The sequence below is a fragment of the Streptomyces sp. KL109B genome, assembly GCF_030766935.1.
GTDB lineage: Bacteria > Actinomycetota > Actinomycetes > Streptomycetales > Streptomycetaceae > Streptomyces.
In genome coordinates this window covers 47522-73036 of the sequence record NZ_JASERL010000013.1, presented here as the reverse complement: position 1 = coordinate 73036, position 25515 = coordinate 47522, and the positions used below count along the sequence as shown (strand labels likewise).

General features: G+C 71.4%; 25 protein-coding genes. 8 read left to right on the top strand and 17 right to left on the bottom strand.

The features are described 5' to 3' along the window. Nucleotides 1–18 precede the first annotated feature (18 nt). The gene (locus RBJ65_RS33875; RefSeq protein ID WP_306320580.1) at nucleotides 19–201 is read right to left on the bottom strand and encodes a hypothetical protein; all 183 of its coding nucleotides are present in this window, start codon (nucleotides 199–201) and stop codon (nucleotides 19–21) included. 236 nt (nucleotides 202–437) lie between these two features. After that, nucleotides 438–713, bottom strand: a complete 276-nt coding sequence (locus tag RBJ65_RS33870; protein WP_306320579.1) for a hypothetical protein — start codon at nucleotides 711–713, stop codon at nucleotides 438–440. A 199-nt stretch (nucleotides 714–912) separates the two neighbouring features. Here RBJ65_RS33870 and RBJ65_RS33865 point away from each other — a divergent pair, with 199 nt between their 5' ends. Further along, on the top strand, nucleotides 913–2205 hold the full coding sequence (locus RBJ65_RS33865) for a serine/threonine-protein kinase (protein WP_306320734.1): 1293 nt from the start codon (nucleotides 913–915) through the stop codon (nucleotides 2203–2205). Between the two features lie 4 nt (nucleotides 2206–2209). Here RBJ65_RS33865 and RBJ65_RS33860 read toward each other — a convergent pair whose 3' ends face one another. From RBJ65_RS33860 to RBJ65_RS33820, 9 genes are all read right to left on the bottom strand, one after another. After that, the gene (locus RBJ65_RS33860) at nucleotides 2210–3037 is read right to left on the bottom strand and encodes an RNA methyltransferase (protein ID WP_306320578.1); all 828 of its coding nucleotides are present in this window, start codon (nucleotides 3035–3037) and stop codon (nucleotides 2210–2212) included. Nucleotides 3038–3101: 64 nt separating this feature from the next. After that, complete coding sequence (gene cobA, locus RBJ65_RS33855) at nucleotides 3102–4337, bottom strand: uroporphyrinogen-III C-methyltransferase (RefSeq protein ID WP_306320577.1); 1236 nt, start codon at nucleotides 4335–4337, stop codon at nucleotides 3102–3104. Between the two features lie 131 nt (nucleotides 4338–4468). Beyond that, nucleotides 4469–8203 carry a nicotinate-nucleotide--dimethylbenzimidazole phosphoribosyltransferase gene (gene cobT / locus RBJ65_RS33850; RefSeq protein WP_306320576.1) on the bottom strand — a complete coding sequence of 1245 codons (3735 nt, stop codon included), beginning with the start codon at nucleotides 8201–8203 and terminating at the stop codon, nucleotides 4469–4471. 372 nt (nucleotides 8204–8575) lie between these two features. After that, nucleotides 8576–9790, bottom strand: coding sequence for a precorrin-6y C5,15-methyltransferase (decarboxylating) subunit CbiE (cbiE, locus tag RBJ65_RS33845; RefSeq protein WP_306320575.1), 1215 nt, complete (start codon nucleotides 9788–9790; stop codon nucleotides 8576–8578). A 121-nt stretch (nucleotides 9791–9911) separates the two neighbouring features. Beyond that, entirely contained in the window at nucleotides 9912–10550 is a 639-nt protein-coding gene (locus RBJ65_RS33840; protein ID WP_306320574.1) for a GNAT family N-acetyltransferase, read from the bottom strand. A 203-nt stretch (nucleotides 10551–10753) separates the two neighbouring features. Then, nucleotides 10754–11584 carry a MetQ/NlpA family ABC transporter substrate-binding protein gene (locus tag RBJ65_RS33835; protein WP_306320573.1) on the bottom strand — a complete coding sequence of 277 codons (831 nt, stop codon included), beginning with the start codon at nucleotides 11582–11584 and terminating at the stop codon, nucleotides 10754–10756. Nucleotides 11585–11643: 59 nt separating this feature from the next. Next, nucleotides 11644–12375, bottom strand: coding sequence for a methionine ABC transporter permease (locus tag RBJ65_RS33830; protein WP_306320572.1), 732 nt, complete (start codon nucleotides 12373–12375; stop codon nucleotides 11644–11646). Next, nucleotides 12372–13412: a methionine ABC transporter ATP-binding protein gene (locus tag RBJ65_RS33825; protein WP_306320571.1), complete on the bottom strand. Its 1041-nt coding sequence runs from the start codon at nucleotides 13410–13412 to the stop codon at nucleotides 12372–12374. Before RBJ65_RS33825 ends, RBJ65_RS33830 begins: the two co-directional genes overlap by 4 nt. 377 nt (nucleotides 13413–13789) lie before the next feature. Then, complete coding sequence (locus RBJ65_RS33820) at nucleotides 13790–14440, bottom strand: HAD-IA family hydrolase (RefSeq protein ID WP_306320570.1); 651 nt, start codon at nucleotides 14438–14440, stop codon at nucleotides 13790–13792. Nucleotides 14441–14511: 71 nt separating this feature from the next. Between RBJ65_RS33820 and RBJ65_RS33815 the strand changes: the two genes are divergently transcribed. Both RBJ65_RS33815 and RBJ65_RS33810 read left to right on the top strand, forming a co-directional pair. Then, on the top strand, nucleotides 14512–14871 hold the full coding sequence (locus tag RBJ65_RS33815; RefSeq protein WP_306320569.1) for a hypothetical protein: 360 nt from the start codon (nucleotides 14512–14514) through the stop codon (nucleotides 14869–14871). 94 nt (nucleotides 14872–14965) lie between these two features. After that, a complete protein-coding gene (locus tag RBJ65_RS33810; RefSeq protein WP_306320733.1) occupies nucleotides 14966–15352 on the top strand; it encodes a hypothetical protein in 387 nt (128 codons plus the stop codon). A gap of 3 nt (nucleotides 15353–15355) precedes the next feature. Here RBJ65_RS33810 and RBJ65_RS33805 read toward each other — a convergent pair whose 3' ends face one another. From RBJ65_RS33805 to RBJ65_RS33795, 3 genes are all read right to left on the bottom strand, one after another. Next, nucleotides 15356–15859, bottom strand: a complete 504-nt coding sequence (locus RBJ65_RS33805) for a GNAT family N-acetyltransferase (RefSeq protein WP_306320568.1) — start codon at nucleotides 15857–15859, stop codon at nucleotides 15356–15358. 39 nt (nucleotides 15860–15898) lie between these two features. After that, the gene (locus RBJ65_RS33800) at nucleotides 15899–16483 is read right to left on the bottom strand and encodes an RNA polymerase sigma factor (RefSeq protein ID WP_306320567.1); all 585 of its coding nucleotides are present in this window, start codon (nucleotides 16481–16483) and stop codon (nucleotides 15899–15901) included. 73 nt (nucleotides 16484–16556) lie between these two features. Next, nucleotides 16557–17768, bottom strand: a complete 1212-nt coding sequence (locus RBJ65_RS33795; RefSeq protein ID WP_306332193.1) for a glycerophosphodiester phosphodiesterase — start codon at nucleotides 17766–17768, stop codon at nucleotides 16557–16559. A gap of 297 nt (nucleotides 17769–18065) precedes the next feature. Between RBJ65_RS33795 and RBJ65_RS33790 the strand changes: the two genes are divergently transcribed. Further along, nucleotides 18066–18755 carry a lysophospholipid acyltransferase family protein gene (locus RBJ65_RS33790; protein WP_372341279.1) on the top strand — a complete coding sequence of 230 codons (690 nt, stop codon included), beginning with the start codon at nucleotides 18066–18068 and terminating at the stop codon, nucleotides 18753–18755. A gap of 189 nt (nucleotides 18756–18944) precedes the next feature. On the opposite strand, the gene RBJ65_RS33785 is transcribed toward RBJ65_RS33790, so the two are convergent. Continuing rightward, a complete protein-coding gene (locus RBJ65_RS33785) occupies nucleotides 18945–20477 on the bottom strand; it encodes an MFS transporter (protein WP_306319170.1) in 1533 nt (510 codons plus the stop codon). Beyond that, nucleotides 20474–21025, bottom strand: coding sequence for a TetR/AcrR family transcriptional regulator (locus RBJ65_RS33780; protein WP_306319171.1), 552 nt, complete (start codon nucleotides 21023–21025; stop codon nucleotides 20474–20476). Before RBJ65_RS33780 ends, RBJ65_RS33785 begins: the two co-directional genes overlap by 4 nt. Nucleotides 21026–21155: 130 nt before the next feature. Between RBJ65_RS33780 and RBJ65_RS33775 the strand changes: the two genes are divergently transcribed. Then, nucleotides 21156–21425 carry a hypothetical protein gene (locus RBJ65_RS33775; protein WP_306319172.1) on the top strand — a complete coding sequence of 90 codons (270 nt, stop codon included), beginning with the start codon at nucleotides 21156–21158 and terminating at the stop codon, nucleotides 21423–21425. A 95-nt stretch (nucleotides 21426–21520) separates the two neighbouring features. Here the strand turns inward: RBJ65_RS33775 and argH are convergent, their stop codons facing one another. Further along, a complete protein-coding gene (gene argH / locus RBJ65_RS33770; RefSeq protein ID WP_306319173.1) occupies nucleotides 21521–22954 on the bottom strand; it encodes an argininosuccinate lyase in 1434 nt (477 codons plus the stop codon). Between the two features lie 157 nt (nucleotides 22955–23111). On the opposite strand from argH, the gene RBJ65_RS33765 reads away from it, so the two are divergent. The 3 genes from RBJ65_RS33765 to RBJ65_RS33755 are packed head-to-tail and all read left to right on the top strand — an operon-like array spanning nucleotide 23112 to nucleotide 25382. After that, nucleotides 23112–24008 carry a DMT family transporter gene (locus RBJ65_RS33765; RefSeq protein WP_306319174.1) on the top strand — a complete coding sequence of 299 codons (897 nt, stop codon included), beginning with the start codon at nucleotides 23112–23114 and terminating at the stop codon, nucleotides 24006–24008. 18 nt (nucleotides 24009–24026) lie between these two features. Continuing rightward, nucleotides 24027–24614 (top strand): pyridoxamine 5'-phosphate oxidase family protein, encoded by a 588-nt coding sequence (locus RBJ65_RS33760; protein WP_306319175.1) that lies wholly within the window; start codon nucleotides 24027–24029, stop codon nucleotides 24612–24614. Nucleotides 24615–24617: 3 nt separating this feature from the next. Next, a complete protein-coding gene (locus RBJ65_RS33755) occupies nucleotides 24618–25382 on the top strand; it encodes a L,D-transpeptidase (protein ID WP_372341280.1) in 765 nt (254 codons plus the stop codon). Nucleotides 25383–25515: the final 133 nt, after the last annotated feature.

Sequence of the window (25515 nt, the reverse complement as noted above, 5' to 3'; positions counted from 1 at the left end):
CGGGCCTGGGAGCGCCGCTCAGCGCCCCAGCATCACGCCCACGGACGACGCCTGTGTGACCATCGCGTCCCAGCCGCCGAACACGACGACGAGCAGGGCCGCGAGAGGGAGAACCATGGCCGTGGCCACCAGCGGGTGCCGGCGGTCGGCCCGGTGGGGCCGTGTGCGCAGTGCTGTGGTGCGCGGTGCCGTGTCCGCCATGGCCCTCTCCCGGTCGAAATCTTGAGTTCTTGCGTCCTTGTGACTTCTTGCTTGTGACTTCTTGAGTTTGGCAAGCGGCGAGTGCCTGACCTCGGGGGACGAGTGCTGCACCCGCCGCTTGACCTCAAATCTATGAGTGCGGGGCGGCCGAGGCGTCATGCCCTCGTACCGATTGCCGGGCCTCCCGGAGGATGACCGTGCGCACCCCACGTACTCCCCTGGGTGGAGACCAGGGCCTAGGACTCGGGGATGACCCCGAGGGGGCGGCCGACGCGGGCCTCCCGTTCGGCGGGATCCTCGCGTGGGACGGGGTGTTCTACCAGGGCGAGGACCCGGGTCGCCATGAAGCGCGCGGTGCGCACCACGGATCCGGAGCGGGTGACTTCGCTCACTTCCACCACCCCCCTGCGCACCGCCGTCTCGACCCTTCGGCCCGCCCTGCCGGCCACCACCTCGTACGTGCGCGTCGTGTCCCCGGCGTCCACGACTATCTCGACCCGGTCACCCTTCATGGGTCCAATCCCCCTTTGGCGCCGCCTTGTTGAGAACGGGACGATTGCCAAGGCGCCCCGCTCCCGCGCTCCCTGACCACCTCTCAAGTTTCCCACCGGGCACTGACAATCGAATCCGGCGTGAGGGCGCGGCCTCTGCGCGCCGCCGTGCGCGAAAACGTAAGCTGTGGCTCGTCAGACGGACCGGGCAGCAGCGGGGATGGACATGGCGATGATGCGCCTGAGGCGCGAGGACCCGCGCGTCGTCGGCTCGTTCAGGCTTCACAGACGCCTGGGAGCCGGCGGGATGGGTGTCGTCTATCTCGGCTCCGACCGGCGCGGACAGCGGGTCGCGCTGAAGGTGATCAGGCCGGATCTGGCGGAGGATCAGGAGTTCAGGTCGCGGTTCGCGCGCGAGGTGTCCGCCGCGCGGCGGATCCGCGGCGGCTGCACGGCCCGGCTCGTCGCCGCCGATCTGGAGGCCGAGCGGCCGTGGTTCGCGACGCAGTACGTGCCGGGTCCCTCGCTGCACGACAAGGTGGCGGAGGAGGGTCCGCTCGCGGCTTCCGATGTGGCGGCCGTCGGCGCCGCCCTGTCGGAGGGGCTCGTCGCCGTTCATGAGGCGGGGGTCGTGCACCGGGACCTCAAGCCGTCGAACATTCTGCTGTCCCCGAAGGGGCCGCGGATCATCGACTTCGGTATCGCGTGGGCGACGGGCGCTTCGACGCTGACGCACGTGGGGACCGCCGTCGGCTCCCCCGGGTTCCTCGCGCCCGAGCAGGTGCGGGGCGCCGCCGTGACCCCGGCGACGGATGTGTTCGCCCTCGGGGCCACGCTCGCGTACACGGCGATGGGCGACTCGCCCTTCGGGCACGGCAGTTCCGAGGTCATGCTCTACCGCGTCGTACACGAGGAGGCGCAGCTGGCCGGGGTGCCGGACGCGCTCGCGCCGCTGCTGCGGGCCTGCCTCGCGAAGGATCCGGAGGAGCGGCCCAGCACGCTGCAACTGTCGCTGCGGCTCAAGGAGATCGCGGCCCGCGAGGCGCAGGGCGTCGTCACGGAGCCGCGCCCGCCCACGCCGCGCACGGCCGAGCAGGACCGGCCGACGGGGCGGATCGCCGACCAGCACGCGACGTACGAGGGTCAGCGCACCCAGCGGCGTACGCAGCCGGGGACGCCCGCGCCGCGCCCCAGCAACGGCAGGAGCAACGGTTCGGGGCCCGCCCGGAACACCAACAGCCGCCCCGGCAGCAACGGCAGGTCGGGGCCGCGCAGCGGCGCGGGCCGTCCCGCGCCGCGGACGAACGGCACGGGCGGCGGGAAGAAGCTGCGGCCCGCGAACCCGCGGCTGCTGCGGCAGCGGCTGTTCGTGTTCGTGGTGGTGACGCTGCTGGTGGCGCTGGCGATCGCGGCGGCGCAGGGCTGCCAGGGGCCGACGCGCGGCCTGGGCGGCGACAGCGACGTACAGAGGACGACAAGTTCCGCGCGGGCGCTGCCGCTTCCTGAAAGCTAGCCGCTCAGAGTTCGGGGCGGCCCGTCGCGACGGCGTAGAAGGCGACGGCTGCCGCCGCGCCCACGTTGAGCGAGTCGACTCCGTGGGCCATCGGGATGCGGACCCATTCGTCCGCCGCCATCAGGGCCTTGGTCGACAGGCCCTCGCCCTCCGCGCCGAGCATCAGCGCGACCCGGTCCATGCGGTGCGGTGCCACCTCGTCCAGGGACTTGGCCTGTTCGGCGGGGGTGAGCGCGAGGAGTTCGAAGCCCGCGTCGCGGACGGTCTCCAGGGACTTCGGCCAGGCGTCCAGACGCGCGTACGGGACGGAGAAGACCGCGCCCATGGAGACCTTCACGGAGCGGCGGTACAGCGGGTCCGCGCAGTCGGGGGACAGGAGTACCGCGTCCATGCCGAGGGCGGCGGCCGATCGGAAGATGGCGCCGATGTTGGTGTGGTCGTTGACCGACTCCATGACGACCACGCGGCGGGCGGTGGTGAGGAGTTCGTCGGCGGTGGGGAGCGGTTTGCGCTGCATGGAGGCGAGGGCGCCGCGGTGCACGTGGTAGCCCGTGACCTGTTCGGCCAGGTCGGGGGCGACCGCGTAGACCGGGGCGGGGACCTCGTCGATGACGTCGCGCATGACGTCGACCCACTTCGCGGAGAGCAGCATCGAGCGCATCTCGTACCCGGCGAGCTTGGCGCGCCGGATGACCTTCTCGCCTTCGGCGATGAAGAGGCCCTCGGCCGGTTCGCGTTTGCGACGCAGTTCTACGTCGGTCAGGCCCGTGTAGTCGGACAGGCGCGGGTCGTCGGGGTCGTCGATGGTGATGAGACCTTGGGGTTCAGCCACGGGTCGATACTGCCTTGTTCTGGGTGTGGTGCCAACGGTTGGGGGGCCTTGTTGTTACCGCTGGTTACTTCTGTGGCTTGCCCGGGTTCTCGTGCACCACGTCGCCGATCACGATGACGGCCGGGGGCTTGACGCCCTCGGAGACGGCCCGTTCGCCGACGGTCGCGAGGGTGGCGTCGACGCGGCGCTGGGCGGCCGTGGTGCCCTCCTGGACGAGGGCGACGGGGGTGTCGGGCGACTTTCCGTACGAGACGAGGGCCGCGGCGATCTTTGCGATCTTGTCGACGCCCATGAGGATCACGAGCGTGCCCTTCAGCTTCGCGAGGGACTCCCAGTCGACGAGCGAGCGCTCGTCGTCCGGTGCCACGTGGCCGCTGACCACGGTGAACTCGTGGGCGACGCCGCGGTGGGTGACCGGGATGCCGGCCGCGCCGGGGACGGAGATCGACGACGAGATGCCGGGGACGACCGTGACCTCGATGCCCTCGGCCGCCAGCGCCTGGGCCTCTTCCATGCCGCGGCCGAAGACGAAGGGGTCGCCGCCCTTGAGGCGGACCACGGCCTTGCCCTGCTTGGCGTGCTCGATCAGGGCGTCGTTGATGGCCTCCTGGACCATCTGGCGGCCGTACGGGATCTTCGCGGCGTCGATCACCTCGACGTGCGGCGGGAGTTCGTCGAGGAGGTCGCGCGGGCCGAGCCGGTCGGCGATGACGACGTCGGCCTCGGCGAGGAGGCGGCGGCCGCGCACGGTGATCAGGTCCGGGTCGCCGGGGCCGCCGCCGACGAGCGCGACACCGGGCCTGTGGGTGCGCTGGACGGTGACCGTGCCGTCGTGGAGGGACTCGACGATCGCGTCGCGGACGGCGGCGGTGCGGCGGGGGTCGCGGTCCGCGGCCGAGGTCGTGAGGACGGCGACGGTGACGCCGTCGGCGCGGCCGGTGGCCGGGGTCCAGGCGGTGGCCTCGTCGGCGTCGTCGGAGCGGACGCACCAGGTGCGGCCCGCCTCGGCCTCGGCGGAGGCGGCGTCGTTCGTCTGCCGGTCGCTGGTGGCCACCAGGGCGTACCAGGTGTCGGCGAGGTCGCCCTCCTCGTAGCGGCGCTTGACCCAGGTCAGTTCGCCTGCCGTGGCCATGGCCTCCACGGAGGGCGTGGCCGAGGGGGAGATCAGGGTGATGTCCGCGCCCGCGGCGATCAGGGCGGGGAGCCTGCGCTGGGCTACCTGGCCGCCGCCGAGGACGACGACCTTGCGGCCGGTCAGGCGGAGACCCACGGGGTAGGCGGGGTGGTCGGCGGCGGGCATGCGGTGTCCTCTGGCGTGCGGGTGTTTGTGGGTGAGCGTACGTCGTGGGCGTGACGTGGAGGTTTCGAAGGCCGGGGGCTGCGCCCCCGGACCCCCAAAAGATTGCGCAGTTCCCCGCGCCCCTGATCGGCCTACTTCTCCGTGACGCCCGCCGAGTCGAACGTCGCGACCTCGTGCATCGCGCGCGCCGCGCTCTGCACGATCGGGAGCGCGAGGAGCGCGCCCGTGCCCTCGCCGAGGCGGAGGTCGAGGTCGACCAGGGGGCGCAGGCCCAGCTTGTTGAGGGCGGCGACGTGGCCGGGCTCGGCGCTGCGGTGGCCCGCGATGCAGGCCGCGAGGACCTCGGGGGCGATGGCACGGGCCACCAGGGCGGCCGCGCCCGCGCTGACGCCGTCAAGGACGACCGGGGTGCGCAGCGACGCGCCGCCGAGGAGGAGGCCCACCATCGCCGCGTGCTCCAGGCCGCCGACCGCGGAGAGGACGCCGATCGGGTCCGCCGGGTCCGGCTTGTGCACGTCGAGGGCGCGGCGGACGACCTCGACCTTGCGGGCGTGCGTCTCGTCGTTGATGCCGGTGCCGCGTCCTGTGACCTCGGCCGGGTCGACCTCGGTGTAGACCGAGATGAGGGCCGCGGACGCCGTCGTGTTCGCGATGCCCATCTCGCCGGTGAGCAGCGCCTTGTTGCCCGCCGCGACGAGGTCGCGGGCCGTCTCGATGCCGACCTCGATGGCCTCCTTGACCTCCTCGCGGGTCAGCGCGGGGCCGGTCGTCATGTCGGCCGTACCGGCGCGCACCTTGCGGGGCAACAGGCCGGGCGTGGCCGGGAGTTCGGACGCGACGCCGACGTCGACGACGCAGACCTCGGCGCCGACCTGGCTCGCGAACGCGTTGCAGACCGCGCCGCCGCCGAGGAAGTTCGCCACCATCTGGCCGGTGACCTCCTGGGGCCACGGCGTGACGCCCTGCGCGTGTACGCCGTGGTCGCCCGCGAAGATCGCGACGGCGGCCGGCTCCGGGACCGGGGGCGGGCACACGCGGGAAAGGCCGGACAGCTGGGCCGAGATGATCTCCAGCATGCCGAGCGCCCCTGCGGGCTTCGTCATCCGCTTCTGCCGCTCCCACGCCTCGCCGAGCGCCTTCGCGTCCAGGGGGCGGATGTTGGAGACGGTCTCCGCGAGCAGGTCGTGCGGGTCCTCGCCGGGCAGCGCGCGGCGGCCGTACGTCTCCTCGTGCACGACCCACGACAGCGGGCGGCGCTTGGACCAGCCGGCCTGCATCAGCTCCGGCTCCTCCGGGAACTCGTCGACGTAGCCGACGCAGAGGTACGCCACGACTTCGAGGTGCTCGGGCAGGCCCAGGGAGCGGACCATTTCGCGCTCGTCGAAGAAGCTGACCCAGCCGACGCCGAGGCCCTCGGCGCGGGCCGCCAGCCACAGGTTCTCGACCGCGAGCGCGGAGGAGTACGGGGCCATCTGCGGCTGCGTGTGGCGGCCCAGCGTGTGGCGGCCGCCGCGGGTCGGGTCGGCGGTGACGACGATGTTCACCGGGGTGTCGAGGATCGCCTCGATCTTCAGTTCCTTGAACTGCTTGGCCCGGCCCTTGGGGAGCGACTTCGCGTACGCGTCCTTCTGGCGCATCGCCAGTTCGTGCATGGCACGGCGGGTGTCCGCGGAGCGGATCACCACGAAGTCCCAGGGCTGCGAGTGGCCCACGGACGGCGCCGTGTGGGCCGCCTCCAGGACGCGCAGCAGCACCTCGTGCGGGATCGGGTCGCCGCGGAAGCCGTTGCGGATGTCGCGGCGCTCGCGCATCACGCGCAGCACCGCCTCGCGCTCGGTGTCGTCGTAGGCGGGGGCGGGGGCGCCGGTGGGGGCCGGCGTCCCGTCGGCGGGCGTCGTGTCCGCGTCAGCGGGGTGTGCGTCGGCGACGGGCTCGGGCTGCGGCGCCAGGTGCTCGGGTTCGCCGGTCAGCTCGGCGGGGGCGAGGGTCTGCTCCGCGGGGTCGGCCGGGCCGGTCGGGTCGGTCGGGTCGGCGGGGTCGTCGGTTCCGGTGGCTTCGGCGGTTCCGGTGGCCTCGGCCGGGGCGGCCTCGGGCATCGGGATCGCGCCGGAGTCGCCTTCGCGGGGGGCCGGGACGGAGGCGGTCGGCTCCGTCGACTCCGCCGGTTCCACCGGGGCCGCCGACTCCACCGGTGCCGTCGGTTCCGACGGTTCCGTCAGGTCCACCGGCTCCGCCGGTTCCGTCGGCTCCGTCGGCTCCGTCGGCTCTGCCGGTTCCGCCTGGGCAGTGGCGGGCTGCGGGGCCTCGTGCTGTGCGGGCTGCTCGTGCTCGTCCGTCGCGGGTACGGCCTCGGGGGCGGCCTGGGCCGGGATGTCCGCGGGGGCGGGGTGGGCCGTGAGCGGCTCCGTCATGGGTTCGGCGGCGGGCGGCTCGGTGTCCGTGGGGGCCGGTGCCGCGGCGTTCTGGTCCGGTGCGGCGGGGGTGTCGTGCTGGTCGGGCGCGGGCTGCGGGTGGGCTGCCGCGTTCTGCTGGCCGTGGCCGTGGCCGTGGTCGATGCCCGCCTGCTGCGCCGGGGCGCCGTTCTCTTCCGTCACGCTCTGCTGCCCAACGACGTCTTGCTGATCTGTTGCCGCACCCTGCTGACCGGCAACGGGCTGCCCGTCGGCCGTCGCGTCCTGTTCCGCGACGCCCTGCGGGTCGTCCGTGCCCGGCTGCTCGGCCACGGCCTGCCGCTGTTCGACGGCCTCCTGGCCGACAGCGCCCTCCACGTAGCCCACGTCCTGCTGGCCGGGAACCGCCGGGGACCGCTCCTCGGGAGACTCCGTCGCCTGCTCCTCCGGGAGCGGCGGGACCGTCATCGCCTGGGGCGGGGTCGGCGCCAGGTGCGGGGTCGTGGGGACGACGCCGTCCACCGGCACGAACTGGCCGAGGGTCTGGTCCGCGGCGGGCTGCTGGGCGTAGCCCTGCGGCGCGTAGTCCGCCTGGAGCGGCTGCTGCGGGTGGTCGGTGGCGCCCTGGCCCTGCTCGGCGTGGGCGGCGTACGGGGCCTGGCCCGCGTACGCGCCGACCGGCATCGGTTCGGCGGCGACCTGGGCGAACTCCTGGGCGGGCGCGGGCGTTTGAGCCTGCGCGTAGGGCTGGTGGTGGGCCCCCTGGTCCGCGTACTGATCCCCGTACTGGTCTGCGTACTGCTCGGCGTACTGCGCCAGGTCGGGCTGTGGAGCGACCGTTTCTGCGGGCGCCGACGGCGGCACGTCGTGGCCCGGCTGCTGCGCCTGCGCGGGCTCCCACGGTGCGGCGCCCTGCGGCGGGATGTCCAGGTACTCCGGGCCGGTGGTGGGCGGGCCCGACGATGGGGCCTCCCCTGCTCGAGCGAAGCCGGGAGCTTGGGGATGGGCCGGCATCGGGTGCGGCGGGGTCTGCTGCGCGGGGCCGCGGTCGGCGAGCGAGCGGACCGGGCTGCCGTTGCTGTCCGGGACCGCCGGGCCCATGTGCAGCGGGCGGCGCGGCTGGGCCTGCGCCTGGGCTGCGGCCTGCGCCTGGGCTGCGGCCTGTGCCTGTGCCGGGGCTTGGGCCGGTGCCTGGGCCGGTGCCTGGGCGTACTGCTGGCCCTGGCCCTGGCTGTGGCTCTGCTCGGCGCCGTAGTCGTGGTTCTGGTCCGTGGGCTGCTGCTGGGCGTGGGGTGCCTGCGGCTGGCCCCACGCGCCCTGCGAGCCGGGCATCAGGAGGAGCTCGTCCTCCTCCGCCGTGGCGTCGGCGGGGTCGAGGAAGGTGTACGCGCCGGGGGCGGGAGCGCCCGGCTGGTCCACCGCGCCTGCGTTCTCCGGCAGCCCTTCGCCGCCCGGAACCTGACCGGTGTCGGTCATGCCTACCCCTCGCCCATCGAATGAGAACTTCCTGGCCGCCCCCGGCCGTCCGCCGGGACTGCGAGCGCCTTTCCGAAACTGCCGCGCTGCCCGGAGCGGCGCGTCGACCGCCCGTCAACAACAACGAGCACGCGCGCCGCGCGGCACGAACCGCCCCGGACAACAGGCATTGTCCCGGTCGGAGCGTGGCCACGGAACGTAGTTCGACCATGGCCTTCTGTGGACTGCGCCACGTTGCGCGTCCTCCGGTCACTGCCGTACCACACGCACCTCAAGAGTGGTGCGTTTTCGGGACATTGGCGTACGAAGGGCCGAACGTCCCGGTGCGGTACAACGATCGGCCAGCCTACCGCGCGCGGCGCGCCGCCAGGGTCACGGGTGGCGTACGGGCAGGCGCCCGGAGAGCAGGAAGCCGACGGTCCGCTCCTTCTCCGTCCAGGCGCGAGTGTCCAGTTCGACGGATTGCAGGAGGGCGCACTCGACGTCGTATCCGTGCTCCGTCAGGTCCCTGCCGATGAGTTCGGCGGCATCGCGTGTCGCGGCGTGCGTGACGATGCGCGCGGGGCGCCGGTCGGCGACGGCCGAGACGACGGCCGCTCCCCCGCCCCCGACGCGTACGACATCGGGCTCCGGGAGGTCTTCGAGGACGTGCGGCGCCGTGCCGTGCACGATCTGGACCTGGACGCCGAAGCGGCGGGCGACGGCGAGGGTGCGGGCGCAGGCGTCGGCGTCCAGGTCGACGGCGATGACGGCGGCGCCGAACCGCCCGGCCTCCGCCGTGAACGCGCCGCTGCCGCAGCCGATGTCCCACACGAGGTCGCCCATGCGCGGGCCGAGGCGGGCGAGTTGGGCGGAGCGCAGTTGCCGCGTCTCGCCCTCGCCGAAGGGGCCCGCGTACTCCTGCGTCGGCAGTGCCCAGCCGCGCGGGCCGACGTCGGGGTCGCCGCCGGCCCGCCAGTTGCCGTTCTCCGGGGCGCCGGTGACGGGGCCTCCGATGACGATGACGACGTTGGGGTCGCGCCACGCGTGGTCGGCGGCCTTGTCTGAGGTGACGACGGTGACCTGTTCGCGGTCGGTGCCGAGTTCCTCGCAGATGACGAAGGTGCGGTGGACGCCCTCCAGGAGCAGGCCGAGTTCGGCGGGCCCGGCGCCCGGTGACGTAAGAACGGCGACCTTGGTGTGGGCGCGGCACACATTCACCGCGCGTCGCAGGGTGCGGCGGTGTGCGACGACCACCTGCGCGTCGTCCCACGGCATGCCCGCGCGGGCGAAGGCCTGGGCGACGGAGGAGACGGCGGGGACGACCTCGACCTCAAGGCCGTACTGGGGTGCGCGCAGGACGCGTACGACGCCGAAGAAGCCGGGGTCGCCGTCCGCGAGGACCACGGCGGTGCCGCGGTGGCCCGTGATGCGGCGGGCGGCGAGGGCGACGCTGCCGAGCCGGATGCGCTCGGCGCGCTCGGGCACCTCGGGGAGCGCCAGGTGGTGCGCGGCGCCCGCCACGAGGGTGGCCGCGCCGAGTGCTGAGCGGGCCGCGTCCGTCAGCGGCGAACCGTCCCAGCCGATCACCGTGACCCGGTCGGCCATCGTCGTCAGTCTCCTGGGTGTGCTCGGGTACGTACGTGCCCATGCGGCTCGGAGGTCGGGGGCGCCGCCCGGGTCGGGGCACCGTGAGCGTACCTGCCCGGAGGGTCGACCGCCCGTGAGGTCAGTTCCAGTCCGAGAACGCCGTGAAACCCCCGGCCTCCGCCAGCTGCTCGGTGACGCCCTCCAGGTCCTCGGGCAGCAGGCTCCACACGATGAAGTCGGTGCGGGCCTCGGCGAGGCCGCCGTCCTCGGTGCGGGTGCGTGCTATGCACGCGTTGCGCAGGACGCCCTCGCTGATGCAGCCGATCTTCTGGGCGACCTGCTGGGCCGCGGTGTTGTCGGCGGCCGTGCGCAGTTCGATGCGCTCCACGCGCTGGTCGCGGAAGAGCCACTGGGCGGTGGCGAGCGCGGCCTCCGACGCGTAGCCCTCGCCGCGCGCCCAGGGGGCGACGATGTACGAGAGCTCGGTGGACCGCACGTGCCAGTTGGTCTTGCCGAGCTGGATGACGCCGACGAGCCGCTGGGTGAGGAACTCGGCGACGGCGAGGGTGAGTCCGGTGCCTGCCTCCCGCTCCCGCGGCGCGTCCTCGAAGATCCAGGTGCGGGCGCCCTCCTCCGTGAACGGCTGCGGCACCGAGGTCCAGGCGGTGACCAGCTCGTCGTTCATCATCTCCGCGAGCGCCGGTACGTCGTCCTCGTCGAGCGGACGCAGCACCAGGCGCTCCGTGCTGATGGAGACCTCGGGGAAGGTGTTCGTCATGCGCCGCTCTCCATAACCTTCGGTGACCTTCGTTGGCCTTCTACCTTCGCGTCGGGCCTCGTGAACTGCCCAGCATGCAGCATGAAGACACGTAACTGCACATGGGGGCCGCCCCTGTTGCCGGGAGCGGCCCCCATGAAAGGGCACGGATCGGACCCGTCGGAGACGGATCGGACGCGTCTCCTGACGCGTCTTCTGGCGCGTCAGAAGGAGGGCAGCACCGAGCCCTTGTACTTGTCCTCGATGAACTTCTTGACCTCGGGCGAGGTGAGGAGCTTGGCGAGCTTCTTCACGCGCGGGTCGTCCTGGTTGCCGTCCTTGACCGCGAGCAGGTTGTTGTACTCGTTGTTCTTCGTGGACTCCAGGGCGAGGGCGTCCTTGGAGGGGTTGAGGTCGGCACCGATGGCGTAGTTGCCGTTGATCACCGCGGCGTCGACGTCCTTGAGGGAGCGCGGGGTCTGGGCCGCCTCGACCTCCTTGAACTGGAGGTCCTTCGGGTTCTTCGCGATGTCCTGCGGGGTCGCGGCGGCCGCCGAGCCCTTCTTCAGGGTGATCAGGTCGTTCGCGGCGAGGAAGCGCAGGGCGCGGGACTCGTTGTCGGCGTCGTTCGGGAGGGCGACGGTGCCGCCCTTCTTGAGGCCGTCGAGCTTCTTGGCCTTCTGCGAGTAGAGGCCGAGCGGCTCCAGGTGGACGGTGGCGACCGACTTGAGGTGCGTGCCGTTCTTCTTGTTGAAGTCTTCCAGGTAGGGCGTGGTCTGGAAGTAGTTGGCGTCGACCGAACCGTCCTCGGTGGCGTTGTTCGGCGTGACGTAGTCGGTGAACTCCTTGACCTCGAGCTTGAGGCCTTCCTTCTTCGCGAGGTTCTTCTTTATGTAGTTGAGAATCTCGGCGTGCGGGACGGGAGTCGCGGCGACGACCAGCGGGTCGGAGGCCTTGTCCTTGGTGTCGGCCGTGTCGGAGCCGCAGGCCGTCAGGCCCAGGGTGAGGGCGCCGGTGGCGAGGACAGCTGCGGTGATCTTGGTGGTGTTACGCACGAAAAGTGCCTTTCTCCATCGGTGGTGCAACCCGCCGGGTAGGACGGGGAGAGCGGGATTCAGCCGGTCTTGGTGGCGGTGGCAGCCGTACGGCCGGCGAAGAGGTTGAAGCGGATCGGGTCGCCGCCCTTGCCCGCGCGGCGGTGCAGGACGCGCGCGCCGCTGTCGCCTGCGAACTGGATGAGCGAGATGACGACGGCGAGGATCGCCACCGTGATCCACATCAGGTTGGCCTCGAAGCGCTGGTAGCCGTAGCGGATCGCGATGTCGCCGAGGCCGCCGGCGCCGACCGTGCCGGCCATCGCGGAGTAACCGATGAGCGCGACGATCGTGGTGGTGGTCGCCGAGATCAGCGAGGGCAGCGACTCGGGCACGAGGACCTTGCGTACGACGGTCCAGGTGTTGCCGCCCATCGACTGCACGGCCTCGATCAGACCGCTGTCCACCTCGCGTACGGACGTCTCGACGAGCCGCGCGAAGAACGGGATGGCGCCGATGGCGAGCGGCACGATGGCGGCCTCGCGGCCGATGGTGGTGCCGACGATCACGCGCGTGAAGCCCATGAGGGCGACCATCAGGATGATGAAGGGCATCGAGCGGACGATGTTCACGATCTGCCCGATGACCTTGTTCACGAACGCGTTCTGCAGCAGTCCGCCGCGGTCCGTGAGGACGAGGAGGACGCCGAGAGGCAGCCCGAAGACGATCGCGATCAGCGTGGACCAGCCGACCATGTAGAGGGTGTCCCAACACGCCTGGGACAGCAGCGGCTGCATCTCCGACCAGGTCACTTGGCGACACCTTCCTTCAGCTGTACGGGCGTCGGCGCGCCCTGGACGTCGACCTGGAGGCCCTGTTCGCGCAGGAAGCCGATCGGGACGACGTTCTCGTCGTAGCCGCCGGGCAGTTCGATGCGCATGCGGCCGACCTGCTTGCCCGCGACGGTGTCCATCGCGGCGCCGAGGATCGAGATGTCGACGTTGTAGGTGCGGGAGAGCTGCGAGATGACCGGCTGGGTCGTCGACTCGCCGTGGAAGGTGACGTCGATGACGGTGCGGTCGGGGCCGCCTGCCTCGCCGCCGACGGGGAAGAGCGCGGAGGCGAGCTGGGAGCCGGGCGTCGCGAGGAGTTCGCCGACGGTGCCGGACTCGACGATCCGCCCGTGCTCCATGAGCGCGGCGGAGTCGCAGACGGTCTTGACGACGTCCATCTCGTGCGTGATGAGCAGCACGGTCAGGCCGAGCTGCCGGTTGAGGTCGCGAAGGAGCTGGAGGATCGAGCGGGTGGTCTCCGGGTCGAGGGCGGACGTCGCCTCGTCGGAGAGCAGCACCTTCGGGTCGCCGGCCAGCGCGCGGGCGATGCCGACGCGCTGCTTCTGGCCGCCGGAGAGCTGCGCCGGGTAGGACTTGGCCTTGTCGGCGAGGCCGACGAGGTCGAGGAGTTCGAGCGCCTTGGCGGAGCGCTCCTTCCCCGACTTGCCGAGGATTTCCAGCGGCAGCTCGATGTTGTCCTGCACGGTGCGCGAGGACAGCAGGTTGAAGTGCTGGAAGACCATGCCGATCCGGCTGCGCGCCTCGCGCAGCTCCTTGCCCGCGCGCGAACCGCGGCCCGCGAGGGCGGTGAGGTCCTGTCCTGCGACGGTCACGGTGCCGGAGGTCGGACGCTCGAGGAGGTTCACGCAGCGGATGAGCGAGGACTTGCCGGCGCCTGACTGGCCGATGACGCCGTACACCTCGCCTTCGCGCACGTGCAGATCGACGCCGTCGAGGGCGGTGACCTCGCGGCCGCGCGAGCGGTAGACCTTGGTGAGGCCCTTGGTGGTGATCACGTGGGTTTCCGTAGCTGTCGAGTGCGCGGCACGCGGGGCGCCGGGCACGGGGCATTCGGGGCGCGACAGACTCTCGCTCCGGGCGTGGAGCGGTACCGGTGTCAGTACGGAGAAGCTGTGCGCGGGGCAGACCCTGTCACACGAACGTGGACGGGACAGGGCGCGCGGATCTCGCTTCGGGGCACGAGAAAGGCGGGGTGGGGGCCCTCAGAAGGCGCACATTCGACACATACAAGCAGTACCGGGCGTCATCGTCGCCTCGGTCGCAAGGGTGCGGCTGCTCGTCGTGTTCATGCGGCAAGTAAAACAGATGTGAGGACGCGAGAGGCCCCTGCCGTCCGTATAGCGGACAGCAGGGGCCAATGCTCTACGTGGGGTCAGAGCGCGGCGGAGATCTCCACGCCCGCGTCCGTGACCTGCGCGGACACGGCCGAGAGGTCCTTCACCACGAGGTCGGCGGAGAGCTCGTCCGCCTCGTGCGTTGTGGTCAACGCCACGGTCTTCATGCCGCCCGCGCGGCCTGCGGCGAGACCGGCGGGGGCGTCCTCGAAGACGACGCAGCGCTCCGGGTCGACGCCGAGCTTCCCGGCGGCGAGCAGGAACGGCTCGGGGTTCGGCTTGCCGTGCGTGATGTCGTCGGCGGCGATCAGCAGCGGCGTCTTGATGCCGACCGCGGCGAGCCGGGCCTCGGCGAGGCGGCGGGTGGCGGAGGTGACGACGGCCCAGTTCTCGTCGGGCAGCGAGGTCAGCAGGTCGAGCGTGCCGGGCAGGACGTGGGTGCCGCCGTTGGGCACGTCCTCGACCTCCAGCTCCTCGATGCGCTTGACCGCGCCCGCGACCTTCTCGGCGGGCAGCAGGTCGGCGGCGATTTCGGCGGCGGGGCGGCCGTGCAGTTCGACGGCGGCGAAGGCCTCGGCGGTGATCCCGTACTCCTCGGCCCAGCGGGTCCAGCAGCGGTACACCGACTCCATCGACGAGAGCAGGGTTCCGTCGTTGTCGAACAGCAGGGCGTCAGCGGTGATCTTCATATGTCCCGAGGGTACGGGGCACCCCGGGGCCGAGCGCATCGGGTCTTTTGGCCCGTAATAGGCTCACGGCCATGCTTGATGTCCTGACCCTGGTGACGGGTCTCGCCGCGCTCGCGCTCGCGGCATGGTGCGGTTACGCCGCGTATCGCGACCAGCCGACCAAGGACTGGCACTTCATCGGCATGGCGGTGGTGTCGGTGCTCGCGCTGGCGCAGCTGGTGGTCGGGATCGTGCAGCTGGCGCGGGGCGAGAAGCCGGAGCAGGGCACGACGATCTTCGTCGCGTATCTGATCGGGGCGTTCGCGTGCGTGCCGGCGGCGGGCTTCATGTCGCTCGCCGAGCGCACCCGCTGGGGTTCGGTGACGGTCGCCGCGGGCGGCGTCGTCCTGGCCGTGCTCGAAGTGCGGCTCTTTGACATCTGGGGAGGATGAGGTGGCTGTGACCTCTTCGGAGAAGCCCTCCGGCTCGGGGCAGTCCGGTACGGAGAAGCCCGGCAAGCGCCAGCGGCTGATCGGCGGGCCCGGCATGCTGCTCGTGTGGCTGTACGGCGTGATGGTCGTCGGAGCCGTGTCGCGGTCGGCCGTGCAGATCTCCACCGAGTTCGACAAGGCCCCGCTCGCCTACTCGCTGTCGGCGGTGGCGGGTCTCGTGTACGCCTTCATCACGTACTCGCTCGTGCGCGGCGGGGACACGGCGCGGCGGGCCGCGTTCGTGTGCTGCGCGCTGGAGCTGCTGGGCGTGCTGGTGGTCGGGGCGTGGACGCTGGTGGAGCCGTCCGCGTTCCCGGACGCGACCGTGTGGTCGGACTTCGGGATGGGCTATCTGTTCATCCCGGTGCTGCTGCCGCTCACCGCCATGTACTGGCTGCGCAAGGGCGTGCTGCGGCAGCAGCGGCCGGAAGCGTCGAACTGAGCGTCAGGCGCTCGCGGCGAAGGCCTTGGCCTCGACCGGCTTGACCAGCGTCACCACGGTGAGCCGGTCGTCGACCCGCTCCGTGGACACCGCCTCGTAGCCGTGCTGGCGGTACAGGCGCAGGTTGTGGTCGCTGCGGTGCCCGCTGAACAGCTGGAAGCGCTTGGCGGCGCCCGCCGCGCCCAACCGGGCCTCCACCGCGCTCAGCAGTCGGCCGCCCAGGCCGTGGCGCTGCATCCGCGGGTGCACGATCAGCTTGTCGATGTGCGCCGTTCCGTCGGCGTCGACCGTGCCGCGCACGGAGGCCACCACCTCGTCGCCGAGTCGGGCCACGAGCACGGTGCCGCTGGTGAGTTCGGCCCTCACGGAGTCCAGGGACTGCGTGAGCGGTTCGATCGAGTAGTCCCCGTAGAGCTGCGCCTCGCTCTGGTAGCAGAGGTACTGGAGCTTCAGAATCTGCTCGGCATCCGCTTCGGTCGCCGCAGAGATGGTCACGCTCATGCCCATGTGTGCATGCCTCCCGCTCACCTGTTCGCCGGTTGTCCTTCACCCTTTTCCCCGGCGGGCCGTGAGCGCAACCTCGGAGGGCAGGATTCTGCGCAGGCATCCCAGACATCTGGAACGTTCCGGCCCAAGGCTGCCCTGTGAGATACCCAACTCGCCTGCGATTTCCCGGTAAGTGAGGTCTTGCGGGGACAGCAGCGCCTCCATGAGGCGCGGGCAGCGTCCCGGCAGCCGCCGCACCGCCCGGTACAGCGCCCGGTCGCGTTCGCGGGCGAGCGCGCGGTGTTCGGGGTCGGTGGTGGCCGGGTCGGCGGGGTCGGCCGGGCCGGCGGCGGGATCGACCCCGTACGGCCGTTCGTGCAGGGCCGTACGCCGTTGGAGGCGGGCTTCGACGCGGACCGCTTCGCGGAGCCAGGCGGCGGGGTCGGTGGGCGGGCCCTGGCCGCGGAGGTGTTCCAGGAGGCGGACCCATACGGCCTGTTCGAGGTCGCCGGGTTCGACGGTCGTCGCGCCCGGGAGTTCCGCGCGGACCTCGGCGGCGAGGAGGGGGCGCAGCGGATCGATCACGGAGTCGTACGTCGTATATGAGATGTCGTACGCGGTGTGCGGGGTGTTGTCGTACGTCATATACGACGGGACGGGCCGCCCCGGCGGCTGGTTGCCGGGGCGGCCGGGTCTCACTCCAACCGGCGTGCGGCGGTCAGCCGTTGACGAAGTCCTCGCGGGCGAGGAGCGCCGTGTCGCAGTTGTCCGAGAAGATGCCGTCGATGCCGGTGTCGTAGTACGCCTTGAAGGCACCGAAGGCGTCGCCGTACGCGTTCGGGTCGGTGCCCTTCTTGAAGTCGGCCGGCAGGAAGGTGTTCTCGTTGCGCATCGTGTACGGGTGCAGGACGAGGCCCGCCGCGTGCGCGTCCTTGACGAGGGTCGTGGGCTGGGTCAGCTTGCCGTTCGCGTCCTTCGGGATGATCAGGTCGAGGGTCGGCCCGATGCCGTTCGCGTACGTCGCGATCTCGGCGAGCCCCTTGGGGGTGATCAGGTCGGCGACGGTGCGCGGGTCGCCGGTGTCCACGAAGTCGTACGGGCGGGACTTGGCCGTGGAGAGCAGGACGGCGAGCGGGTTGCCGACCAGCTTGTTCATGCGCTGGATGCTGGTGGGCTCGAAGGACTGGATGATGACGGGCGAGTTCTTCCGGTGGAGCCCGTGCGCCCGCAGGATCTTGGCCAGCCGCTCCTCCAGGCCGAGGTTCTGCTTGCGGAAGTAGGTGGGGTGCTTGAGCTCCGGGTAGATCCAGACCTCGCGCCCGAGCTTCTTGCTCTGCTCGGCGCGCCAGCGCAGGACCTCCTCGAAGGTGGGGATCTCCCAGCGGCCGTCGTAGATCGTGTTGCGCTGGCGGGTGGCGGGGATGCGCTCCTTGGCGCGCAGCGTCTTCAGCTCGGCGAGCGTGAAGTCCTCGGTGAACCAGCCGGTGGTGGCGACCCCGTCGAGGCTCTTCGTCGTCTTGCGGTCCGCGAACTCGGGGTGCTCGGAGACGTTCGTCGTGCCGCCGATTTCCGGTTCGTGACGGCATACGAGATGGCCGTCCTTGGTCGGGCAGAGGTCGCCCGCCTCGATGATGTGCGCGCCCATGTCGAGCGCCAACTGGTACGAGCCGAGCGTGTGCTCGGGGCGGTAGCCACTCGTGCCGCGGTGTGCGATGACCGTGGGCACGGGGAGGCCCGCGAGGCCCTTGCTCATGTTAATCGCGCCACTTTCTCTCTCGGCCGCTCTTGCGGTTCCGGCCGCCCCGAGTGCTGTCGCGCCCGCGCCGAGCACCGCGGCACCGAGCAGTGCGCGCCGGCCGACCGCCCCCGCGGTCGGTGACTGCCGCGCCCCCTGCGCGAGCTGTGACTTCTCGTTCCCCTTGTTCCCCATGACGCACTCCTCCCACCAAGTACTGCCTTGCACCTGTCAAAGCGAGGTCGATCGTAGGGGTGCGGAAGTGACGAGTGGGAGACCCTGGACGGAACGTCGGGGTGATGCGGCATGGCGCACGGGCGTTTCCCGCGCATCAACGGGGCGCCAACTTCGGTCAACTCCTCGTATCCAGTCCGTGAACCCGATGTGCGCGGGGTACTCGTGCGCGAGTATCGTCCTCACCTGCACAGACTCCTCGGTCCAATCCAGGTGTCAACCACCGCTCATTCGTTGACCCATTCGTTGACCCATTCCTTGACATCGGAGGGCTCGTTGTCCCGCTTCGCGCTCATCAAGGCAGTGCTCGGCCCGATCATGCGCCTGGTGTTCCGCCTACGGGTGGAAGGCGCAGAGAAGATTCCGGGGAACGGTCCCGTCATCCTGGCGGGCAACCACCTGACGTTCATCGACTCGATGCTCCTGCCGCTCGTCTGTGACCGGCAGGTCTTCTTCATCGGCAAGGACGAGTACGTCACCGGCAAGTCCCTCAAGGGCCGCCTCATGGCGTGGTTCTTCACCGGGGTCGGCATGATTCCCGTCGACCGCGACGGGGCCAACGGTGGGGTGGCCGCGCTGATGACCGGCCGCCGGATCCTGGAGGAGGGCCGCATCTTCGGCATCTACCCGGAGGGCACGCGCTCCCCCGACGGACGCCTGTACCGGGGCCGGACCGGCATCGCCCGGCTTACGTTGATGACGGGTGCGCCCGTCGTCCCCTTCGCCATGATCGGCACGGACAAGTTGCAGCCGGGCGGTGCGGGGATCCCGCGGCCGGGCAAGGTGACCGTGCGCTTCGGCGAGCCGATGGAGTTCTCCCGCTACGACGGGATGGGGCGTGACCGGTACGTGTTGCGGGCCGTGACGGATTCCGTGATGGCGGAGGTCATGCGGTTGTCGGGGCAGGAGTACGTGGACATGTACGCGACGAAGGCCAAGGCAGCGTAAGCGCTGGCCGCTGCATTACGGGTACGCGGGCCCGGCCCACCGGTTCTTTCCTCCGGTGGGCCGGGCCTTTCGCCGCGCCGCGGCCGACGCCCCTGGAGGGGGCGGGTGGGTGGCACAGGTGGGCCAATCAAGCCCCTGCGGCGATTGAGCAGCGGGGTCCGGGGCGGAGCCCCGAGGCGTGGGGGCGGGTTACTGTTCGAGGCGTTGGTGGCGGAGGAGGAACCAGGCCGCGACGGACGTCGCCAGCAACACCACCGCACCGACCCCCGCCGCAACCTGCAACCCGTCGACGAAGGCCGCCCGCGCCCCGTCGAGCACCGCCTCCGCCTGCCCCGCCGGCAACCCGGACACCGCCTCCACCGCCCCGCCAAGGGAATCGTGCGCCGCGACCGCCACCCCCTCCGGCGTACCCGCCGGAACCGTGAACCCGGAGTACACACCGGTGACGATCGACCCGAGCAACGCGATACCGAGCGCCGTACCGAGCTCGTACGCCGTCTCGGACACCGCCGACGCCGCCCCCGCCTGCTCCTTCGGCACGCTGGACAGAATCACGTCGGCCGTCACCGTGAACGAGAACCCCGCGCCCACACCGACGACGAGCAGCACCGCGCCGAGCAGCGGATACCCGGTCGACTGGCTCAGCGTGGTGAGCGCGGCCAGCGCGAGGCCGACCGCCGCGAGCCCACCCGCGACCACCCCACGTACCGAGAAACGCCGCGCCACCGTACCGGCGACGAGCCCCGCCGCCACCGCCCCGACGGCCGCCGGGAGTTCGGCGAGGCCCGCCTCGAACGGCTGGCGCCCCTGCACCAGTTGCAGGAACTGGGAGAGGAAGAAGACCAGGCCCGCCAGGCCCAGAATCGTCAGCAGGTCGGCCAGGACCGCGCCCGAGAACCCGCGGTTGCGGAACAGCCGCATGTCAAGGAGTGGCGCCTCCAGCGTGAGTTGGCGCCGCACGAACCACACGAGCCCCGCCACACCGACGACCGCCGACACCGCGACACCCGCACCGAAGCCGTGCGCCGCCGCCTCCTTCACCGCGTAGACGACACCGATCATGCCGACCAGGGACAGGAAGACACTCACCAGGTCCCACGGCCCCGGCACCGGGTTCTTCGACTCCGGGATCAGCTTCGCGCCGACGACCACCAGGATCGCCATCACCGGCAGGTTGATCAGGAAGACCGAGCCCCACCAGAAGTGTTCGAGCAGAAACCCGCCGACGACCGGCCCGACCGCCGCGCCCGCCGAGGCCATCGCTCCCCAGATGCCGATGGCCAGCGACCGCTCGCGCGGGTCGTGGAAGATGTTGCGGATCAGCGCCAGCGTGGACGGCATCAGCGTCGCGCCCGCGACACCCAGCAGGGCGCGCGCCAGGATCATCAACTCCGGTGTCGTCGCGTACGCGTTGAGCACCGACACCGCGCCGAACGCGACCGCGCCCGTCAGCAGCAGCTTCTTGCGTCCGATCCGGTCGCCGAGGCTGCCCATGGACACCAGCAGACCGGCGATGACGAACGAGTACACGTCCCCGATCCACAGCAACTGCGTGCCCGAGGGCTTCAGGTCCTCGCTGATGTAGGGGGTCGCGAGGCCGAGGACGGTCGCGTCCACGGCGACGAGCAGCACGGCCAGCACGAGGACGGAGAGGGCGAGCCACCGCGCGGGGCGGGACGTCACCCCCTCCGTCGCGGAAGTGCGCTGTTGTGTGCTGGTCATGGTTCCACTCTCCGTATTGCGCCGCCGAGCAGCAGCTCGACGATCATGAATTGGAAGTCCTTGGCCGCGACGCGGCCGTCCTGTACCGCCCAGGCGCCGCTGCCGATGAGGCCGTAGAGCGCCTCGGTCAGCCAGGCGGGTGTCAGGTCGATCCGGAACTCGCCCGCTTCCTGTCCGCGCCGGAACAGCGCCTCTATGCGGGCGTCCAGGTGCGCCCACCCGGCGTTCTGCTCCTCTCCCTCGAAGAGCTGGTTCTCCGTGACGAGGAAGGCGAGCAGCGGCGCCGCCGGCTCGACCTCGCGGACGAGCCGGCGCAGCGCCTCGACGGCCGGTCCCGCGTCGAGCCCGGCCCGGTCGAGCGCCGTCGCGCACTCGGCGATGCCCAGTTCCTCGAGGGCGCGGACCAGCGCGTCCCGGCCCGCGAACTGGCGGTGCAGGGTCGCCCGGCTGATGCCGGCGGCCCGCGCCACCTCGTCCATGGTGGCCGTGGATTTGCGGGTGAGCAGGGCGGCAGCGCTGCGCAGCACCTGGGCACGATCGACAGACATGAGACGAGGATACGTCACATGAGACATGAATGTCTCACGGGAGGCGTGGGCGTCTCGTATAGCTCAAGTGGCCGACCCCCTCACGCAGTGTTACGACTGTCGGGACGTTCGACTCCCGGGAGGTACCGGCATGGGGTGCTGCATCTTCGCCGCGATGGCGGCCATCGGGCCGCGGGTGGCGCTGATCATCACGTGGCTGTTCACCAACCTCGTGGACCGCGCCTTCACCGGCGTACTGCTGCCGCTGGTCGGCCTGATCCTGCTGCCGTGGACAACGTTGGGTTATGTCCTCGCGTACGCGCCCGTGGTCGGGGTCCGCGGGATCGGCTGGGTCGTGATCGTCTTTGGTCTGCTGCTCGATCTGTCGAGCTACGGAGGCGGGGCACGGGCGCGCCGCTGACGCCCAGCCCGTCCGGGCACGCGGACGCCGAAGGGCCCGGCCCGTCCACGGATGGACGAGCCGGGCCCTTCGGCGTGCCGACGGCTACTGGTTCGTCACGGCTGCTTCTTCGCGTCGGCCCACGTGCGCTGCACCGTCAGGTCCTGCTTGACCTCGGCGAGCTGGGTGGCGACCGCGCTCGGCGCCGTGCCGCCGCGGCCGGAGCGGGAGGCCAGGGCGCCGGGGACGTTCAGCACCGTGCGGACCTCGGGCTTGAGGTGCTCGGAGATCTTGGCGAACTGGTCGTCGGTGAGGTCGTCGAGCTCCTTGCCCTCCGACTCGGCGACCTTGACGCACTCGCCCGCGACATCGTGCGCGACGCGGAACGGCACGCCCTGCTTGACCAGCCACTCGGCGATGTCCGTGGCGAGCGAGAAGCCCGCCGGGGCCAGCTCCTCCATGCGCTCCCGGTTGACCGTGAGCGTGGCCATCATGCCGGTGAACGCCGGGAGCAGAAGAGCCAGCTGGTCGCAGGAGTCGAAGACCGGCTCCTTGTCCTCCTGGAGGTCGCGGTTGTACGCGAGCGGGAGCGCCTTGAGCGTGGCCATCAGGCCCGTGAGGTTGCCGATGAGGCGGCCGGACTTGCCGCGCGCCAGCTCCGCGATGTCCGGGTTCTTCTTCTGCGGCATGATCGAGGAGCCGGTGGAGAAGGCGTCGTGGAGCGTGACGAAGGAGAACTCCTTCGTGTTCCACAGGATGATCTCCTCGGCGATCCGCGAGATGTTCACGCCGATCATCGCGGTGATGAAGGTGAACTCGGCGACGAAGTCACGGGAGGCCGTGCCGTCGATGGAGTTGGCGGAGCTGCCGTGCTCGAAGCCGAGGTCGCGGGCCACCGCCTCCGGGTCGAGGCCGAGGCTGCTGCCCGCGAGGGCGCCCGAACCGTACGGCGAGACGGCCGTCCGCTCGTCCCACTGCCGCAGCCGCTCCGCGTCCCGGGACAGGGACTGGACGTGCCCCAGGACGTGGTGCGCGAAGAGCACCGGCTGGGCGTGCTGAAGGTGCGTACGCCCCGGCATCGCGACGTCCGGGTGCGCCTCCGCGAGGCCGACGAGGGCCTCCTGGAGGTCGGCGATGAGGCCGCCGATGACGCGGGCCTCGTCGCGCAGGTACATCCGGAAGAGCGTCGCCACCTGGTCGTTGCGCGAGCGGCCCGCGCGGAGCTTGCCGCCGAGGTCCGGGCCGAGGCGCTCCAGGAGGCCGCGCTCCAGGGCGGTGTGCACGTCCTCGTCGGCGATGGTGCCGGTGAAGGAGCCGTCCGCGACGTCGCCCTCCAGCTGGTCGAGGCCGGCGAGCATGCGGGTCAGCTCGTCCTCGGTGAGCAGTCCCGCCTTGTTGAGCACGCGCGCGTGGGCGCGGGAACCCGCGATGTCGTACGGGGCGAGGCGCCAGTCGAAGTGGACGGAGGCGGAGAGTTTCGCCAGGGCCTCGGCCGGGCCGTCGGCGAACCGGCCGCCCCAGAGGCGGACATCGCCGTTGTTGCTGCTCACGTGCTCTGCTCCTCAAGCCGGTGGGTGTGCGTGCCGTGGACTGACCGTCACGCATGCATGATTATGCAGGGTACTGCATGATTCGTCAATCGTGCGGTCGGAGCCCCGCGGCAGCGAGGGCGCATGGCCGGAGATCCGCCGGGTACCCGGCACTGTCGTGATCAAGCGGACCGGCGTCCCGATGCGCTCCCGCGCCCTGGTCGGCATGGGTGTGGGCGCGCTCTCCCTGTCCGTCGCGCCCGTCCTCATCGACCTCTCCGGCACCTCGCCGGGCACGGCCTCGTATCTGCGCTGCGCGCTCGCCCTGCCGCTGCTCGCGCTCCTGTGCGCGCCGGAGCGGCGCCGCGAGGGGCCGCCGGGCGCCCGTCATCTCGCGCTCGCGGCGCTGGCCGGGGCACTGTTCGCGGGCGACATGCTGCTGTGGACGGCGGCCATCGGGGAGGTCGGGGCCGGCCTGTCCACGGTCCTGGTCAATGTGCAGGTGGTGCTCGTGCCGCTACTGGCGTGGCTGGTGGACGGGGAGCGGGTCACCCGGCGCTTCCTGCTGTGGCTCGGGCCGCTCGTCGTCGGTGTCGCGCTCACCGGCGGCGTACTCTCCGACGCGGTCGGCGACGAGCCGCTGCTCGGCACCGTGCACGCGCTGCTCGCCGCGCTCTGCTACTCGGGGTTCCTCTTCCTGCTGCGGCGCGGCGGCCTGTCCGGGCGGGTACGGCAGACGTATCTGACGGTCACCGCGTCCGCCGGGCTGGTCTCGCTCGGGGTCGGGGCGCTGTGGTCCGGCGTGACGTTCGCGCCGGGGTGGGCGGCGCTCGGCTGGCTGGCCGGGGCCTCGCTGACCAGCGGCGTGATCGGCTGGCTGCTCGTCGCGGTGCACTCGCCGCGGCTGGCGAGCCATGTCGGCGCCGTGCTGCTCCTGCTCACCCCGGCCGGCGCGCTCGCCTGTGGGGCCGCCGTCCTCGGCGAACGCCCCACGCCCCTCCAACTCGCGGGGTGTGCCCTGCTGTTGGCCAGCGGCTATTTCGCCGTACGGACATCAACGACGGACGACGCGTGAACGCGGCATCATCCTGGCATGGGAAAAAGTCATGACCGCATAGCCGGGCGGCTGCGCACCTTCATCGAGGAGCAGCCGATCTTCTTCACCGCCACCGCCCCGCTCTCCGGCGACGGCACGGTGAACCTCTCCCCCAAGGGCCTCAAGGGCTCCTTCGCCGTGCTCGACGAACTGACCGTCGGCTACCTCGACTTCGCGGGATCCAACGCGGAGACCATCGCGCACCTCCGCGAGAACGGGCGGATCACGCTGATGTGGTGCGCGTTCCAGGGCCCGCCGAACATCGTCCGGGTGCACGGCCGCGGCGAGCCCGTGTTCCGCGACGACCCGCGCTTCCCCGAACTGCTCGGCCACTTCCCCGACATCGACCCGACCCGCAACGGCCTGCGCGCGATCATTCTCGTGCACGCCGAGCACATCCGTGACACCTGTGGCTACGCCGTGCCCTTCATGACGTACGACGAGGATCGCGACCTGCACGGCAGGCGCTTCGAGCGCGAGGACGACGCGGGGCTCGACGCGTACTTCCAGAAGAAGGAGTACATCGCGACGAGCCTGGACGGCCTGCCGGGGCTGCCGCTCCCGCTGCCGCCCGCTACGTTCTGATTCATGCGTCCTGTACGAGTATGTGCTGCACGAGCGGTACCAGCTGTACGAGTGGTACCAGCTGTACGAGTGGGTGTCGCCGGTGTCGTCGCCGTCTGCGCCGCGTTCGGCGTCGCGCCCTCGGCGACCGCCACGGCCGCTCCGCTGCCCGCCCGGATGGCGGACACGGGCGGCGGCCGTCAGCTGATCACGGCCGAGGCGCCCCGGGCGTCCTCGACCACCGGCACCGTCACCTGGTGGGACCGGAAGGTGAACGGCCAGTGGGCGAAGGCCGGTTCGGCGCCCGCGCGGTTCGGGGCGAAGGGGCTAGTGGCGGGCGGCAAGCGGGAGCAGGGCACCAACACGACACCCGCCGGGCTCTACGATCTGCCCTTCGCGTTCGGCGTCGAGGCGGCGCCCGCCGGGACCACGGCGACGTACCGGCGCGTGCACCGCGACTCCTGGTGGTGCCAGGACAACGCCTCCCGCTCGTACAACCGCTGGACCGAGCCGCGCCCCCGCGACTGCCGCGCCGCCGAGTCCGAGCGCCTCGCCGACTACGGCACGCAGTACGCGCACGCCCTCGTCGTCGGCTTCAACTACCGCCAACCCGTGCACGGCCGCGGCGCCGGAATCTTCCTGCACGTCAACGGGCGCGGGGCGACGGCCGGTTGTGTGTCCGTGCCCGCGGACTCCATGCGGCGGATCGTGTCGTGGGTGCGTCCCGAGCGGGCGCCGCACATCGCGATCGGGACGGCGGGCGGGGCGACGGCGATCACCGGGTACTGACTGGGTACTGACCGGGTACTGACCAGGTAGCGAGTCCCGTGTAAGGACCACATAACGAGACAGGGTTGCGCGGGCCGGGCGCTCGGGCGTTGCATCGCCCGGTGCGAAGCGAATCCGAACAGACGTCCCCCTC